The sequence below is a fragment of the Paraburkholderia ribeironis genome (assembly GCF_900019265.1).
Taxonomy (GTDB): domain Bacteria; phylum Pseudomonadota; class Gammaproteobacteria; order Burkholderiales; family Burkholderiaceae; genus Paraburkholderia; species Paraburkholderia ribeironis.
Genome location: NZ_CYGX02000063.1, coordinates 1 through 15,809 on the forward strand (window position 1 = coordinate 1; position 15,809 = coordinate 15,809).

A 15,809-nucleotide genomic window follows, 5' to 3' on the forward strand; every position below is an offset into this window, starting at 1 on the left:
CAGCAACCAGAAACCCCACCGGACCGCCGGTGGGGTTTCTGCGTTTACGCGCGCCGGGCGCGCGGCGCGAAGCGGTACCGGCAGATCCTGCAGGACCCTGCAGCCGGCGCTTCACGCAACGACAGCGCGAGCGCGAAACGGAAACGCGGCCGGAAAAACACCGTACACGACACTTCCTGGCGCATAAGCGTTGCATACACAGCAAACAACGCTTCTGCTCTCAGCACCGCCGTGCCTATCCGCAAGCGTTAGTGCACATCGTCAATCCCGAATCATTGCGTGGCAATATCCCCGAGGCCGTTTGCGCCGACAGGCAACTCGGCATCGCCAGAATAAGCTTGCCCCACTTCAGCAAGCAACGCTTCATCACGCGCAATGACTTTCGGCAGATGCGTGCGCAGGAACTCGACCCACGTCCGCGTCTTTGCATCAATGAACTTGCGCGATGGATACAGCGCATAAACGTTCATCTTTTGCAGCGTATATTCCGGCAACACGCGTACTAACGTGCCATCGCGCAATCCGGAAATGGCCGCGTAAAGCGGCACCATGCCGATACCCATCCCTTCGCGAATCGCGACAATCAACGACTCCGCGATGTTCACGTGCACCGGACCATTTACTTCCATTATTTCGCTGCCATTTGGGCCATCGAGTACCCATTCGTGCGGCGGAAACGCCGGCGTATGCAGGATCAAACACTCGTGATGAGCGAGATCGCCCGGTTTTTGCGGCGCGCCATGCGCGCGCACATACGCCGGTGATGCGCACAGGATGCTGAAAGTCGTCCCCAGCGGCAGCGACACCAGATCCGAATTCGGCAGAATCGATGCACCGATCACGGCGACATCAGCACTGCCTTCGAAAAGATCGGGCATGCGCTGCGACAACGTCAACTCGACAGTCACCTCCGGGTAGAGCGCGCGATAGCGCGAGATCGCCGGCAGCACATAATGCTGGCCGATGCTTGCGAAGCTATGCATGCGCAAAGCGCCAGTGGGGCGCTCGTGCGCGCAACTGGCTTCCTCTTCAGCGATGTCGACATCGGCGAGTATCTGCTGGGATCGCTTCAGGTAGCGCTCGCCGGCGGTGGTGAGCGCGAGCCGTCGCGTCGAGCGGTTCAGCAACCGCGTACGCAGGTGGGCCTCAAGCTCCGAGACCGCGCGAGACATGGCGCCCGTCGTCGAATTGAGCGACTGCGCGGCGGCCGTAAAACTACCGGCTTCGACTACGCGCACGAACACGCGCATATTTTGTAACGTATCCATCAATCCTTCTGTTTCACGGCAGAAGCCGTATTGTCCGCCTGCCCTGGGGCCGCATTGTTGTCGGTTCTGGAAGGGACGTTCCGGGCCTGTCCTCTTAATGCGCCCATAGCATGCTCCTAAAATCGGCGCCTTGTCGGCCGGTGCGTGCAGTCTTCGCCCGCGCTTCTTTCAGCGATCAACCGGGGTGAATTGCCTGCAGATGAAACGCCAACACGCGATCAAACCGATGGCGAACACCCTCCGGCCGTGGCGCGTCATGGGACATGCGTTCGGGCGGCAAACGTTCAGTGCCGCCATTCGCGACTGGGCGTTCAGCGACGGTCTGATCTGGCTGCATCTGCTGAAAACCGTCACCGCAGGTCTGCTGGCGCTGGGCATTGCGATGCTGCTCGATCTGCCCCAACCGCGCATTGCGATGACCACAGTGTTCGTGTTGATGCAACCGTTCAGCGGGATGGTCCTCGCCAAAAGTTTCTACCGGATTCTCGGGACGGCGGTGGGGACGATCGCCGCGCTCGCGCTCGGCGCGCTGTTCGTCCAGCAGCCCGAACTGTACATGCTCGGCATGATCGGGTGGGTGAGCGCCTGTATCGCTGCGGCGGTCCGGTATCGGCATTTCAGATGGTACGGTTTTGTGCTGGCGGGGTACACCGCTGCGCTGATCGGCATTCCGAATGTCACGGCGCCTCACGATCTGTTTCTCGCGGCGCTCACGCGTGCGGCCGAGGTGACCATCGGCATCGTGTGTTCGAGCGCAGTGAGTGCGTCGATCGTGCCCCAACGCTCCAGCCTTGCACTGCGACGCGCGTTGCAGAACAGGTTCGCAAATTTTACTGCGTTCGCTGCCGACGTGCTCGATCGCGGCATCGCGCGAAGTCAATTCGAGCGCCGGTTCGCGGATCTCGTCGACGAGATCGTCGGCTTCGAGGCGACGCGCATCTTTGCCGCCTTCGAGGATCCGGCGATGCGTTCCCGCAGTCAGCATCTCGGCCGTCTGAACAGTGAGTTCATGGATGCGTGCGCACGTCTGCACGCGCTGCATCAACTACTCAAACGCTTGCGCGCAACGGGGTCGGCATCGATGCTCGCGGCACTCAGGCCATACTTCCACGAACTGGCCGCGCTGCTGACGCCACGGGCCGGGGCCGCCCTCGATGCATCGCACGTCGCGGGCCATCTGCGTCTCTTTCAGGCGAACCTGCCACGACGCGTGCGCGAAACCAGACGGCCGCTCGAAGCCGCACCCCCCGAATCGCTGGCGGACTTCGATACGGCGGCGGAACTGCTCTACCGTTTCATCGACGAGTGGGGGCGCTACTCGGAGACATACGCGTCGTTGGCACAACGCAAGGTCGCAAGCGCGCAGCGCAGCCCCGGTCGCTACGTGAGCCACACGAACGGCTTCGTCGTCGCGGTCGTGTTCGTGCGCTCCGCCGTGGTGATGGCGATTGCCGGCTGGTTCTGGATCGTCACCGCCTGGCCAGCAGGAGGCCTGGCGATGATCGGTGCGGCGCTCGCGTGCGCGCTGACCTCCACCGCGCCGAACCCGACGAAGATGGCCGTGCAGATGGCGTTCGGCGCCGTGCTGGCGACGCTGACCGGCTACCTCTTCATGTGCTACGTGTATCCGAATATCGACGGTTTCCCGTTGCTTTGCACGATGCTCGCGCCGGTGCTTGCGTTGGGCGCGTTCATCGCGACGCGCAAACGCGCAGCGGGATTTGGCATCGGCTTTTCGGTCTTCTTTTGTCTGCTCGCCGGACCGGACAACGTGCTCGACTATGCGCCGGATCTGCTGATCAACAATGGCATCGCGCTCACTGCGTCGATGCTGCTGGCGGCGCTCGTTTTCGCCGTGGTCTTTCCATCCGACATGCCGTGGCTCATCGAGCGAATCATGGGCGACTTGCGCTCGCAAGTCGTGGCCGCCTGCAATGATGAATTGCCGGGACTCAACCAGCGCTTCCAGTCGAGCACGCACGATCTGACGTCGCAGCTGCGCATGCTATTGACGCGGCGCTCACGGCGTCGACGCGACGCGTTGCGCTGGATGCTCGCCACACTCGAAGTCGGTCACGCCGTGATCGATCTGCGCAACGAAGCGACACTCGCCGGTTACGCGCGGGTCCTTCATCCACACTGGAGCAGCGCCATCGAGCGTACCTGCAAAGACCTCGCGCGGCTGTTCGCGCGACCCGGCACACGCGCGCTCGAGCGCGCGCTCGTCTCGGTGCGTTTGGCGACGTGGATTGCACAGGACATGCTGCAAACCGTGCACACGGATCGCGACAAGCGTCACGACCTGCAACGCATTCTCAGTTGCCTGCACTTCATCCGTACCGCGTTGCTCGACAAGGACGCACCGTTCAACGCACGCTAAGCGACGCGTGCTAAAGCCGTCCCTCGCGTCGATTCCACGTCGATCTTACATCGATCTTTCTGCTAGATGGAAAGATCATTTCCGGGTAGCCCCGTTAATCCGCGCAGGTGACAGCCATATAGTCTCACCGGTGCCACGCGATAGCTGTGGGTTTTGGAGAAGGAAATGAAAGTGTTGAAGATGCTCCTGATCGCCTGCTCGTTGTGCGCCGTTGTCGCGCATGCGCAAACGGCGCCGGCCGCAGCGGAGCAACAGCTTGCCGATGCCCACGCGCAACGCGCCGACGACGGCGCTGCGCGAGGCCGCATTGCCGCGCCGAAGACCACGGCCGAAGAGTGCGTCGGTCCCGTGAGCTTCTGTAGCCTTTACTTCGGCAGCTAAGCAGCGCTGCCCAAGCACCCGAAGCACCCGAAGCACCCGCAAGACCCGTCGCGCGCACATCGAGCGCGACACGACACCTGGCCGCGACGCCGTTCTATCGAAACGCCGCGGCGGGTACAACACTCCGGCTACCGGGACAAGCACACCACAGACGTGCGCACCGGCAGCCCGGACTGGTGACCATGGAGAGACTCAGTTTCATGTACGAAGACCGGATTCGTTGTGCCGCGCTGCGCGGAAAAATTACCTCGGCCGCCGAAGCGGCGCTTCTGATCCAGGACGGCATGCGCGTTGGCGCGAGCGGCTTCACACGCGCGGGCGATGCCAAGGTCGTGCCGGTCGCGCTGGCCGAGCGGGCGCGTCAGGAAGGCGAGCCGCTACGTATCACGTTGATGACCGGCGCATCGCTCGGCCATGACGTGGATCGCATGCTCACCGAGGCGCACGTGCTCGCGCGCCGACTGCCGTTCCAGGTGGACAAGACGCTACGCGACGCGATCAATCGCGGTGAAGTCATGTTCGTCGATCAGCACCTGTCGGAAACCGTCGAGATGCTGCGCGCGAACCAGCTCGGCAAGCTCGACGTCGCCATTATCGAAGCCGCCGCGATCACCGAAACCGGCGGCATCGTGCCAACCACGTCGGTCGGCAATTCGGCCAGCTTCGCGATTCTCGCCGACAAGGTGATCGTCGAAATCAATCTTGCGCAGCCGCTCGCGCTCGAGGGCTTGCACGACATCTGGATTCCGGGCCGCCGGCCGCACCGCGAGCCGCTGCCGATCGTTCGTGCGCAAGATCGCGTCGGCACACCGGCCATCGAGATTGCGCCCGAAAAGGTCGCCGCCATCGTCATCACCAATATGCCCGACAGTTCGTCGACGGTGCTGCCGGCGGACGAGGAAACCCGCTTGATCGCCGGTCATCTGATCGAGTTTTTCCAGCACGAAGTGTCGCGTGGTCGCATGCCCGGGCACTTGCCGCCGTTGCAGGCGGGTATCGGCACGATTGCGAACGCGGTGCTGGCCGGCTTCGTCGATGCGCCTTTCGACGCCTTCGAAATTTACTCGGAAGTCCTGCAGGATTCGACCTTCGATCTGATGGACGCCGGCAAGGTGACCTTTGCATCGGGCGCATCGATCACGTTGTCGGCCGCGCGCCAGGCGCAGGTGTTCGGCGAACTCGAGCGCTACCGGGACCGGCTCGTGCTGCGTCCGCAGGAAGTCAGCAACCATCCCGAAGTGATTCGGCGGCTCGGTCTGATCGCGTTGAATACGGCGCTCGAACTGGACATCTACGGCAACGTCAATTCGACGCACGTGGGCGGCACACACATGATGAACGGCATCGGCGGTTCGGGCGATTTCGCGCGCAACGCGTCGTGTGCGATCTTCGCCACCAAGTCGATCGCGAAGGCCGGCCGCATTTCGAGCATCGTGCCGATGGTGCCGCATTGCGACCACAACGAACATGACGTGGACGTGGTCGTGACGGAGCAGGGTCTGGCCGATCTGCGCGGATTGGCGCCACGCGAACGCGCGACGTTGATCATCGAAAACTGCGCGCATCCGCTGTATCGCGATCTGTTGCGCGACTACTATCGGGACGCATTGAAGTGGGGCGGGCAAACACCGCATCAGTTGGATCAGGCTTTCGCCTGGCATATGCGGCTGCGTGACACCGGCTCGATGTTGCCGGCAATGAAAGCAGGTCGTTGAACGAACGAAGCGTCAGGTGGCATTCGCCCCTGACGCTTCGGGACATCAGATGCTGGGCTCAGCTGCCTCGTCGGACGAGCCGGATAAGAAACAACAGAATGACCGCGCCGATCACAGCGGTGATGATCGAGCCGATCCAGCCACCGCCAAGCGAAATATGCAGCACACCGGCGAGCCAGCCGCCGATGAACGCGCCGACGATGCCGACGATGATGTCGACGATCAGGCCGAAGCCTCCGCCCTTGACCAGCACGCCTGCGAGCCAGCCCGCGATCGCGCCGATGATGAGCCATGCAATGATGCCGTGTTCCATATTCGAGACTCCATGGTTGAGTGTGAGCAAATCACGGTGATAGAGCTTAGTCGAAGGTCATGGGACAGTCCATGAGCAGGACGCGGAATTAACACTGTCTGAATCTGTTGCAAGCTAAGTGTAGACGATGCGCGCACACATGGGGAGTAAGGCACGGTCGCTCACTCGGGCGTCGGTTGGACATCTCTCGCGATTCAACTGACGCCGGAGATGGAGTGCTAATGTGGATTTTGTCGGCGTTGGCCTCGCGGCAAGACGGTTGGCAACCCATGTTCGCGAACCAGAGTTCGCGCTCGACGCCGGCGCCGAGTAGATCGTGCGGCTCACTTCGCGCCGTGTGAATCGGGAGCGTGACAGCGACGCGTCCAAATCCTCAGCGCGTCTAAGAAGTTTCCATTGGCGCCGCAGAACAATCCTATCATCAATACGGACTCCGAATATTGACGGCCTTCATCCCGGAAAACACACTGGCTGGATATTTCTGAACGCGTCGTGTCGCTGCGGAGTTCAAGTCAGGTTGCGCGTTTTCTTGCACGCGTTTTACGTTGCTTTGTGCGTTTTGCGATTTTCGCGATTCCGCTCGCGCATGTTTCGACTGTCTTCGTGCAATGAATCCCGCGCACTCCACCCGCATGACATCGCCGCTTGTCCACCGCTCGGCCCAATTGAGGAATGTATGAAAGTCAAAGCTTCCGGCATCGTTGCCGGCGTGTTGATCGCGATTGCTCCGCTCCTGTCGTGCGCAGCGGATTTGCCCGCACCGTTCGAAGGCAGCAGCACGTTGCAGGCAGATGGCGTCGTGAAATCGGTCGACCTGGCGAAGCAGTCGCTCACCGTGATCGACATGCACGGCGGCGAAGGTTCATTCACGGTCACGGACGCCCGCAATCTCGCGCAGATCAGGCAAGGTGGCAAGGTCCACGTCCGGATGATCCGCAACGCGGTGATCCGGCCCACGCATGCCGTTGGCGCTCAAGCAAAGCTTGCCCCGTCGGTCGAGCGTGACACGACGCAGTACGTGGCCGCCGAGGTCGAGGTGGTTGATCACGCAAGCGGCGTGTTGGCGCTAAAGCGCACGGACGGCGCAGTGTTCCATATCCGGAGCCGTGAGCCGGCAGCGGTCGCCAATGTCACGCCGGGCATGCGCATGGCCGTGACGTTCGCGCCGCAAGTCAGCGTGGCGGTGACGCCCGCGCAGTAATCGAGGCGTTAGTCGGGCTCGCCCGGTACAAGCCGCAAGCGTGTGATTTCCGACGGCGCGCCCAGACGCTTCGGCGGCCCCCAGTAGCCGGTGCCTCGGCTCGTGTACACCCACAATCCGTTCAGACGTGCAAGACCCGCGGTGAATGGCTGCTGAAGCCGCACGAAGAAATTCCACGGGAAGAACTGGCCACCGTGCGTGTGACCCGACAACTGCAGCGTGAAGCCCGCTGCCGCAGCGGCTTCGGCGGAGCGCGGCTGGTGGGCGAGCAGCACCTTGATCAGCACATCGCCGGGCGCACCGGCCAGCGCCGCAGCGGGATCGCTGCGATGCGACGGGTCGTGATGACCCGCGGAATAATCGGTCACGCCCGCAATCACCGCGCGCGCGCCGTCGTGGTCCACGATCACGTGCTCGTTAAGCAGTACGTTCAGTCCCAGTCGCCGGAATTCGTCGATCCAGGCATCGGCGCCAGCGTAATACTCGTGGTTGCCGGTGACGAGAAACGCGCCATGACGCGCGCTGAGCCGCGACAGCGGTTGCGTGTGTCGGGTCAATTGCGACACGGTGCCGTCCACCACGTCGCCGGTTACGGCAATCAGATCTGGCTTCAGCCGGTTCACGGCGTCGACGATCGCGTCCACATAGCGGCCTTTGATGGTCGGTCCGACATGAATATCGCTGATCTGGACGATCGTGAAGCCATCGAGCGCAGCCGGCAAATCGTCGATCGGCACCGCGATCGTCACCACCCGGGCGCGGCGACGTGCGTTGAACAGGCCGACCAGCGTCGACAGCAGCGCGAGCAGCGGCACCGCCGCCGCCGAGCCAATCCGCCAGTGGCCGATGGCGATGGTGCCAGGCCAGATTGCATCGATGGTCAGCAGCGATGCGAGCATCAGGTCGCGTGCGAATGTCAGCACCAGCAGCGACGAGAAGAAGCCCATCGCCAGCAGCCCGACCCATGCAAGCCGGTCGGCGAGCGGTTGCCGCTTGATGCTGCGTGCCAACATGCCCAGCGGGATCAGAAAGATCGACATCACGAGCCACAGCGCGCTCAGCCAGCGACCCGTGCTGTCGATCGGCATGTCCGGGATCAGACGCAAGCCGACGTAGAGATGCAGCAGAATGCCAATCGCGATGATGCGAACAAAGAACGGTGAGCGGCGCATAGCGAGGATCAAGGCGGGAAGCAGCCGACGCGCGGACGAGCGGCGGCGAATCGTCGGCGGCACCGATGCGCTGGCGGCCGTGGCGAAACATTCTACCGGCATGTCGCAGCGCTTGCCGACGCTGCCGGATTTGCAGCGGGCAAGCCATATGCTTCAGTGCGTGAAAAGGCGTGCAGGCGGGCCATGCATTGCAGCAATCCACCTGTGCGCATGGGCTCGATACCAGGGCTTATTCAGGCGTCGCCCGCGGCCCAATTAAATGGGCTTTGAATTGTATTCGCGAGTGGACTATGCTCGAAATAAACCAGCATGTCGTAGCCCCGCAGCGGGGCGACAGCGACTGGTCTAGTCGCCGCCAAAGGGCACAAGGCGAAGGGGGATGCACATCATGAAGCTGCTCCGATCGGGCCATCAATTGCGCGACCCGCATGATGCGCACCATGCGCATCATGTCGGACGTGAGGGCAGTCATGTGATGCTGCCTCTCGTAGGCATTTCGTTGATGGCCCTCGCGCTGTACTTCGGCGTGCGCAACATCGACTTCTCCGAGCTGGGCAAAAGCGCGCTATTCGATGTGGTGATGGTGTGCGTCGCGCTGGGCATCGCGGGGCTGTTTGGCGTCGTCGGCGCGTGGTTGCGTTCGAACGGCGACGAGGCCGAAGAGGGCTTCTGCTTTATCGGCGCGTTGATCGGCGCCATGGTGTTCTACGTGGCGCTGTTGACCTGAGCTAGTGGCCCGCACGCGCCGCCGCGCCACGCGCCGTGCGTCAGACGATCCGGGCCGCTTCGTCGAACGAGAAGCGCGGGCCGCGTGCGTGCAGCTTCGACGGGTCGCCGTAGCCGAGATTGATCAGGAAGTTCGACTTCACCGTCGTGCCGGCAAAGAACGCGTCGTCGACCTTGGCGCCGTCGAAGCCCGACATCGGACCCGTGTCGAGACCGAGCGCGCGGGCCGCGAGAATCAGATAGCCGCCTTGCAGCGTGGAATTGCGAAACGCGGTATCCGCGATCGCCTTGTCGTTGCCGACGAACCAGCTGCGCGCGTCCGCATGCGGAAACAATTTCGGCAGATGCTCGTAAAACGCCATATCCATCCCGACGATCACCGTGACCGGCGCCGCCATCGTCTTGTCGAGATTGCCTGCCGACAAAGCCGGGCGCAGCTTTTCCTTGGCTTGCGGCGTCTTGACGAAAACGAAGCGGCCCGGGCTCGAATTGGCCGAGGTCGGGCCGAGCAGCGCCAGTTCGGTGAGCTGCCTGAGCATGGCATCGTCGACTGGTTTGGGCTGCCAGCCGTTATGCGTGCGCGCTTCACGAAAAAGTTGATCGAGCGCCTGATCGGAAAGGGTCATGATGGTGGTCCGTTGAAAATCAGAAGTGAGACTGGAATAACAGCGCAACCTGTGCGGATGAGCGTATTCGCCGTTGCCGCCATAATAGCCAGGGTTCCCGCCCACGCTCGCTTTGCCCGCACGATCGCATCCAGACACTCATGACCGATCTTTTCGACCACCTGCCGACGCCCGAGGTCGACTGGTATCCCGACTGGCTCACGCCCGACGCGGCGGCGCAGGCGTTGACGCAACTGATCGACGAAGTGCAATGGCGTCAGGACATGATCGGCACGCCCGCCGGCCGCGTGCCGCTGCCGCGTCTGACCGCGTGGCAGGGCGAGCCGGACGCGGTGTACGTCTACTCGGGCATTCGCAACGTGCCCCAGCCGTGGACGCCTGCCGTCGCGCAGCTCAAGGCCGCCGCCGAGGCTGTCTGCGGCGCGCGCTTCAACAGCGTGCTGATCAACCGCTACCGCAGCGGCAACGACAGCATGGGCTGGCACGCGGACCGCGAACCCGAGCTCGGCGCCCGGCCGGTGATCGCGTCGGTCAGCCTGGGCGTCGCGCGCACTTTCGATTTGCGACACAACAAGACCGGCGTCGTGCAGTCCTATTCGCTGAAGGGCGGCAGTCTGCTGGTGATGAAGGGCGACACGCAGGCACAGTGGCGGCATCGGGTGCCGAAGGAGCCGCGCGTGAGTGGCGAGCGTATCAACCTGACGTTTCGCTGGGTGACGCCGCGAGCGGTCGCGGCTGCCCAGTGAGTCATCCAATCGGACGGGCACCGGCTTGTCCGGTGGTTCAGCGGCGGGCTCCACTCAGCACATCAACGCCCGGTCGTGCCGCCGCGCTGCGTGCGTTTCACGCCCAACAAACTAGCGCTCATTTCCCGCCATATCGATCCCGCGCGCTATACCAAAATTGGTATCGTCGATGCGAATCATATGATTGGACGGGTAACGCCTCACACAGTACGCTACATCACGATCCATGCACCGTACGGGCCGCAAGCGCTGGGCAGGTTCGCTGGGTCGCCTACACAACAACGAACAGGAGACAGTCATGGCGAATACACGACGTGCCGCGTGTCGTGCGTTGGGCGCAATCGCACTTTCCGCGGGCATCGGCGCGCTGACGCTGGCTACGCCGGGCGCTTTCGCGCAAGACAAACAGATTACCCTCGGCTTCGCGCAGGTTGGCGCAGAAAGCGCATGGCGAACCGCCAACACCGAATCGATCAAGTCCGCCGCAGCGGACGCGAAGATCAAGCTCAAATTCTCCGACGGGCAGCAGAAGCAGGAAAACCAGATCAAGGCGATCCGCTCGTACATCGCGCAGAAAGTGGATGTGATCGCATTTTCGCCGGTCGTCGAATCCGGTTGGGAACCCGTGTTGCGCGAAGCGAAAGCCGCGAATATTCCGGTGATTCTCACCGACCGCAACATCGACGTGAAAGACACATCGCTGTATGTGACGATGATTGGTTCCGACTTCCTGGAAGAAGGTCGGCGCGGCGGCCATTGGCTCGCTGAGCACTATAAGGACGACAAAGGGCCGATCAACATCGCCGAACTTCAGGGCACGGTCGGCTCGGCACCTGCCAACGACCGGCACTCCGGTCTGATCGAAGTGATCAAGAGCGATCCCAAGTTCAAAATCATCGCGTCGCAAAGCGGTGATTTCACACTGGCCGGCGGCAAGCAGGTCATGGAAGCGTTTATAAAAACCTATGGGAATAAAATTAACGTAGTTTATGCGCATAACGACGATATGGCGCTCGGTGCCATCCAGGCCATGGAAGAGGCCGGCATGCATCCGGGCAAGGACCCCATCGTCGTTTCGTTCGATGCGACCAAAGGCGGCTTCCAGGCGATGGCCGCGGGCAAGATGAACGTGGATGTGGAGTGCAGCCCATTGCTCGGGCCGCAGTTGATGTCCGCGGTGAAGGACGTCGTGGCCGGCAAGCCGTTGCCCAAGCGCATCCTGACGGAAGAGACCGTCTTCCCGATGAGCGTTGCCGCGCAGACTCTGCCGACGCGCAAGTACTGAGGCGAACTATCAGGTTGTCCTAACGAAGGGCGCCGCTCACGCGGCGCCCGGGAGATGCACAGTACGGACAGATCGAACAGGTTTCTCCAGTGGTGCCTGGCCGCCCGCGTTGCTTCGGCAGCGGGCGGTCTCTTTTCAGATGAACGCCACCGGAGCCTGCCGAACCACGCATAGCCGATCGAGCGAGGTCCATGACCCATCCCGCTTCAGAACCGAATCAGCCGGTGCATCACGGCGCGCTCGCGCCGGGCGCGAGTGGCACCGGGCGCGCCGTATCTTTGCCCGAACCCCTTCTCGCCACCTCTGGCGTCAGCAGGACATTCCCCGGCGTGAAGGCGCTGCAGCAGGTCGATTTCCGTCTCTTTCCCGGCGAGATTCATACGTTGATGGGACAGAACGGCGCCGGCAAATCCACCTTGATCAACGTGCTCACCGGCGTGGTCGCGCCGGATGCCGGCACGATCCGCCTCGGCGGCGAGGTGGTCGCTTTCGCGTCGCCGCAGGAGGCCGAAGCGGCCGGCGTGCGCACGCTCTATCAGGAAGTGAACCTGTGCCCGAACCTGTCGGTGGCGGAGAATATTTTCGCCGGACGGCAGCCGCGCCGCTTCGGCGCGATCGACTGGCCCGACATCAAGCGGCGCGCCCAGGCCGCGCTGGCGCGTCTGGATGTGACGCTCGACGTGACGCGCTCGCTCGACGCGTATCCGATCGCCGTGCAGCAGATGGTGGCGATCGCGCGGGCGCTGTCGGTCGACGCCCGCGTGCTGATTCTCGACGAGCCGACTTCGAGTCTCGACGACAGCGAAGTCGCGCAGCTTTTCAAAATACTTCGGCATCTTAAGCAATCGGGCATCGCGATTCTGTTCGTCACGCATTTCATCGAACAGACCTACGCGATCTCCGACCGCATTACGGTGATGCGCAACGGCGAGCGCGAAGGCGAATACCTCGCGCGTGATCTGCCGGCCGATCAGCTGGTGTCGAAGATGGTCGGCCACGAGCGCATGAGCGCGCGTTTGCGCGAAGCCGCCCACGAAGGGCACGCCGCGCACGCCGCGCACGACTCCCACGAAGATGCGCAGGACGCACAGGACGCACAGGCGGGTCAGCCGTTCGTCGAGCTGCGCGGCGTCGGACGGCGCGGCACGCTTCAGCCCATCGACCTCGAGGTTCAGCCCGGGCAGATTCTCGGTCTCGCCGGCTTGCTCGGCTCGGGCCGCACGGAAACCGCGCGCCTGCTGTTCGGCGCGGACCGCGCGGACAGCGGCACGATGCTTGTGGAAGGGCAACCGGTGCGGCTACGTTCGCCACGCGATGCGGTCCATCACCGCATCGGCTATTGCGCGGAAGACCGCAAGAAAGAGGGCATCGTCGCCGAGCTGTCGATCCGCGAAAATATCATGCTGGCGCTACAGGCGCGGCGCGGCTGGTTGCGCAAGATCAGCCGGCAGCGCGCCCGCGAGCTGGCCGATCTGTGGATCGAGCGGCTCGGCATCAAGGCCGCGGACGCCGAGCAGCCGATCGCCCTGCTGTCCGGCGGCAACCAGCAGAAAGCGCTGCTGGCGCGCTGGCTCGCGACCGATCCCAAGCTGCTGATTCTCGACGAACCCACGCGCGGTATCGACGTCGCCGCCAAGTTCGACATCATGGATCGCCTGCTCGCGCTGTGCGCGAATGGTCTGAGCATCCTGTTCATTTCGTCGGAAATCGGCGAGGTGCTGCGGGTCAGCCATCGCGTCGCGGTGCTGCGCGACCGTCGCAAGATCGCGGAGGTCGCCGGCAAGGCATCGAACGAGGACAACATCTATCGACTCATCGCGGGGAGCGGCGAATGAAGCTATCGAACTGGTTCGCCCGTGACGGCGTCGAGCGTCCGTTGCTCTGGCCGTGCGTCACGCTCGCGTTGCTGTGCATCCTGAACCTGTGGGTCAATCCGCATTTCCTGTCGCTGCGCATGCTCGACGGCCATCTGTTCGGCGCGCCGATCGACGTGCTGAATCGCGCCGCGCCGCTGGTGCTCGTCGCGATCGGCATGACGCTCGTGATCGCGACGCGCGGCATCGACATTTCGGTCGGCGCGGTGGTGGCGATCGCGGGCGCCGCCGCAGCCACGATCCTCGCGACGCAACCCGTGCCGGGCGCGGGGTTGATCGTGCAGGCGCTGGTGGCCGCGTTGCTCGTCGGCTTGCTGAGCGGCATGTGGAACGGCCTGCTGGTGTCGTTCGTCGGCATGCAGCCGATCATCGCCACGTTGATCCTGATGGTCGCCGGTCGTGGCATCGCGCAGTTGCTGACAGCCGGGCAGATCATTCCGATCGGCGCGGCCGGCTATCTGTTCGTCGGCGGCGGCTACTGGCTCGGCGTGCCCTGTTCGGTCTGGATCGCCACGGTGGCCGTGCTGGCTACCGCCGCGCTCGTCGAAGGGACGGCGCTCGGGCTTTTCATTCGCGCGATCGGCGTCAATCCGGTCGCGACGCGTCTGGTCGGCCTGCGCTCCAAGGCGCTCGTGTTCGCGGTGTACAGCTTCTCGGGTTTGACCGCCGCGATGGCCGGCATCCTGATCAGCTCGAATGTGCGCAGCGCCGACGGCAACAATGCCGGCCTGCTGCTCGAACTCGACGCGATTCTCGCGGTGACGCTCGGCGGCACGTCGCTGCTCGGCGGCCGCTTCAGTTTCGCGGGCACGGTGCTCGGCGCGCTGATCATCCAGACGCTGACCTATACGACGTATTCGATTGGCGTGCCGCCCGAAGCGACGCTCGTCGTCAAGGCGGCGGTGGTGCTCGCGGTCAGCGTGATCCAGTCGCCGGCGGCGCGTGCGCTGGCGATGTCGGTCGGAAGCTCGATCATCAGGCAACGCGGGGTGGCACGATGAAACGACTGCTCGAAGCGTTGGCCCGTGTCGTCGATCCGCGCACGCTGCCGATCGCCGTCACGATCCTGCTGTTCTGCGCGCTGTTCGGTTTCGGCTCGGTGATGTACACCGGCTTCTTCTCGGGGCAGGTGCTGCTCGATCTGCTGGTCGACAACGCGTTTCTGCTGATCGTCGCGATCGGCATGACCTTCGTGATCGTGTCCGGCGGCATCGATCTGTCGGTGGGCTCGGTGGTCGCGCTGACGACCATCGTCGAGGCGGTGCTGGCCGAGCACATGCATCTGTCCGTCTGGGTAATCATCCCGATCGTGCTGCTGATGGGTACGGTGTTCGGCGTCGTGCAGGGCGCGCTGATTCACTTCTTTCGCCTGCAGGCGTTCATCGTGACGCTGGCCGGCATGTTCTTCGCACGCGGCCTGTGTTTCCTGATCACCACGCAGTCGATCACCATCAGCGATCCGACGTTCCAGAAGATCTCGGCGTACCGCCTGAACATCGGCATCGGCTCCGTGACGGCGAATGTACTGATCGCGCTGGTGACGCTCGCCGCCGCGATCTACGTCGCGCACTTCACGCGTTTCGGCCGCAACGTGTACGCGATTGGCGGTAACCCGCGTTCGGCGTTGCTGATGGGCCTGCCGGTCGCGCACACGCGCATTGGCGTATATGGGCTGAGCGGCTTCTGTTCCGCGCTCGGCGGCGCGGTGTTCACCTTCTACGTGCTGTCGGGCTACGGCCTGCAGGGGCAGGGCATGGAGCTCGACGCGATCGCGGCCACCGTGATCGGCGGCACGCTGCTCACGGGCGGTGTGGGCTACGTGATCGGCTCGCTGTTCGGCGTCGGCATACTCGGCACGATCCAGGCGCTGATCACATTCGACGGCACGCTCAGCTCGTGGTGGACGCGCATCGTGATCGGCGCGCTGCTGTGCGCGTTCTGCTTGTTGCAACGGCTGATCGAGCGGCATGCGAAGTCGGTGGGGCGTACCGGCGGCACCGGCGCAGTGGCGACCACCGGACGTGAACGACCGCATAGCGACACGTCGACGACGGCGTCGGATTCGCAAGTGCTTGGACGCGCGCCGGAACAGGCATGATCGCGCGGCGTGCGCACCGTTGTG

At 63.5% G+C, this 15,809-nt stretch carries 15 protein-coding genes; 11 read left to right on the plus strand and 4 right to left on the minus strand.

Going from position 1 to position 15,809, the window contains the following annotated elements:
• Nucleotides 1-252 (plus strand): hypothetical protein (locus tag BN2475_RS35085; protein ID WP_218023723.1); only part of this gene is annotated, 252 nt, incomplete at its 5' end.
• A gap of 20 nt (nt 253-272) precedes the next feature.
• On the opposite strand, the gene BN2475_RS25435 is transcribed toward BN2475_RS35085, so the two are convergent.
• On the minus strand, nt 273-1,268 hold the full coding sequence (locus BN2475_RS25435; protein WP_094782237.1) for a LysR family transcriptional regulator: 996 nt from the start codon (nt 1,266-1,268) through the stop codon (nt 273-275).
• A 199-nt stretch (nt 1,269-1,467) separates the two neighbouring features.
• Between BN2475_RS25435 and BN2475_RS25440 the strand changes: the two genes are divergently transcribed.
• The 3 genes from BN2475_RS25440 to scpC all read left to right on the plus strand — a co-directional run bounded on the left by BN2475_RS25440 (nt 1,468) and on the right by scpC (nt 5,744).
• Nucleotides 1,468-3,648 (plus strand): FUSC family protein, encoded by a 2,181-nt coding sequence (locus tag BN2475_RS25440; RefSeq protein WP_094782238.1) that lies wholly within the window; start codon nt 1,468-1,470, stop codon nt 3,646-3,648.
• Nucleotides 3,649-3,813: 165 nt separating this feature from the next.
• Nucleotides 3,814-4,029: a hypothetical protein gene (locus tag BN2475_RS25445; protein WP_094782239.1), complete on the plus strand. Its 216-nt coding sequence runs from the start codon at nt 3,814-3,816 to the stop codon at nt 4,027-4,029.
• 200 nt (nt 4,030-4,229) lie between these two features.
• Nucleotides 4,230-5,744: a succinyl-CoA:acetate CoA-transferase ScpC gene (scpC, locus tag BN2475_RS25450; protein WP_094782240.1), complete on the plus strand. Its 1,515-nt coding sequence runs from the start codon at nt 4,230-4,232 to the stop codon at nt 5,742-5,744.
• 58 nt (nt 5,745-5,802) lie between these two features.
• Here the strand turns inward: scpC and BN2475_RS25455 are convergent, their stop codons facing one another.
• A complete protein-coding gene (locus BN2475_RS25455) occupies nt 5,803-6,057 on the minus strand; it encodes a GlsB/YeaQ/YmgE family stress response membrane protein (RefSeq protein ID WP_084585457.1) in 255 nt (84 codons plus the stop codon).
• 676 nt (nt 6,058-6,733) lie between these two features.
• Here BN2475_RS25455 and BN2475_RS25460 point away from each other — a divergent pair.
• Complete coding sequence (locus tag BN2475_RS25460; protein ID WP_094782241.1) at nt 6,734-7,258, plus strand: hypothetical protein; 525 nt, start codon at nt 6,734-6,736, stop codon at nt 7,256-7,258.
• Between the two features lie 8 nt (nt 7,259-7,266).
• On the opposite strand, the gene BN2475_RS25465 is transcribed toward BN2475_RS25460, so the two are convergent.
• Nucleotides 7,267-8,430 (minus strand): metallophosphoesterase, encoded by a 1,164-nt coding sequence (locus tag BN2475_RS25465; RefSeq protein ID WP_094782278.1) that lies wholly within the window; start codon nt 8,428-8,430, stop codon nt 7,267-7,269.
• 388 nt (nt 8,431-8,818) lie between these two features.
• Here BN2475_RS25465 and BN2475_RS25470 point away from each other — a divergent pair, with 388 nt between their 5' ends.
• Nucleotides 8,819-9,157, plus strand: coding sequence for a hypothetical protein (locus BN2475_RS25470; RefSeq protein WP_094782279.1), 339 nt, complete (start codon nt 8,819-8,821; stop codon nt 9,155-9,157).
• Nucleotides 9,158-9,197: 40 nt separating this feature from the next.
• Here BN2475_RS25470 and BN2475_RS25475 read toward each other — a convergent pair whose 3' ends face one another.
• Complete coding sequence (locus BN2475_RS25475; RefSeq protein ID WP_094782242.1) at nt 9,198-9,782, minus strand: malonic semialdehyde reductase; 585 nt, start codon at nt 9,780-9,782, stop codon at nt 9,198-9,200.
• Between the two features lie 140 nt (nt 9,783-9,922).
• Here BN2475_RS25475 and BN2475_RS25480 point away from each other — a divergent pair, with 140 nt between their 5' ends.
• The 5 genes from BN2475_RS25480 to yjfF all read left to right on the plus strand — a co-directional run bounded on the left by BN2475_RS25480 (nt 9,923) and on the right by yjfF (nt 15,785).
• Nucleotides 9,923-10,528 (plus strand): alpha-ketoglutarate-dependent dioxygenase AlkB family protein, encoded by a 606-nt coding sequence (locus tag BN2475_RS25480; protein ID WP_094782243.1) that lies wholly within the window; start codon nt 9,923-9,925, stop codon nt 10,526-10,528.
• A 298-nt stretch (nt 10,529-10,826) separates the two neighbouring features.
• Nucleotides 10,827-11,813 (plus strand): ABC transporter substrate-binding protein, encoded by a 987-nt coding sequence (locus BN2475_RS25485; RefSeq protein ID WP_094782280.1) that lies wholly within the window; start codon nt 10,827-10,829, stop codon nt 11,811-11,813.
• 191 nt (nt 11,814-12,004) lie between these two features.
• Entirely contained in the window at nt 12,005-13,648 is a 1,644-nt protein-coding gene (locus tag BN2475_RS25490; protein ID WP_094782244.1) for a sugar ABC transporter ATP-binding protein, read from the plus strand.
• On the plus strand, nt 13,645-14,688 hold the full coding sequence (locus BN2475_RS25495; protein ID WP_094782245.1) for an ABC transporter permease: 1,044 nt from the start codon (nt 13,645-13,647) through the stop codon (nt 14,686-14,688). The genes BN2475_RS25490 and BN2475_RS25495 overlap by 4 nt, the downstream gene beginning before the upstream one ends.
• Nucleotides 14,685-15,785, plus strand: coding sequence for a galactofuranose ABC transporter, permease protein YjfF (gene yjfF, locus BN2475_RS25500; protein ID WP_094782246.1), 1,101 nt, complete (start codon nt 14,685-14,687; stop codon nt 15,783-15,785). The genes BN2475_RS25495 and yjfF overlap by 4 nt, the downstream gene beginning before the upstream one ends.
• Nucleotides 15,786-15,809: the final 24 nt, after the last annotated feature.